The organism is Mammaliicoccus sp. L-M44 (assembly GCF_022386355.1).
Classification (GTDB): domain Bacteria; phylum Bacillota; class Bacilli; order Staphylococcales; family Staphylococcaceae; genus Mammaliicoccus; species Mammaliicoccus sciuri_A.
This window is the reverse complement of sequence record NZ_JAJNIU010000080.1, coordinates 1-314: the sequence shown is the minus strand read 5'-3', so window position 1 is coordinate 314 and position 314 is coordinate 1. Positions and strand designations below refer to the sequence as shown.

The following is a 314-nucleotide window of genomic DNA, read 5'->3' as shown; positions in this document are numbered from 1 at the left end:
GAATACTAATCGATCGAAGACTTAATCAAATTTTAAATCGGTTTTAGCCGTAAAATCTACTTACTATCTAGTTTTGAATGTGTAATACATTTCAATTTGTATTGCGTAGAGAAAACGTTTATAGACAACGAATCACAATGGATGACAAATGAGTTTACTTTCGTAAATGAATGAGGAAGACAGCAGTGATGAGGAAGTATGTAAACGATTGACTCAAGCAATAATTTGTCTGGTGACGATAGCAAAGAGGTCACACCTGTTCCCATGCCGAACACAGAAGTTAAGCTCTTTAGCGCCGATGGTAGTTGGGCTTA

1 rRNA gene is annotated in these 314 nt (G+C 36.6%); it reads left to right on the top strand.

The features are described from left to right. Positions 1–228: 228 nt before the first annotated feature. Positions 229–314 (top strand): 5S ribosomal RNA (gene rrf, locus LQ611_RS14015); the annotation flags it as partial.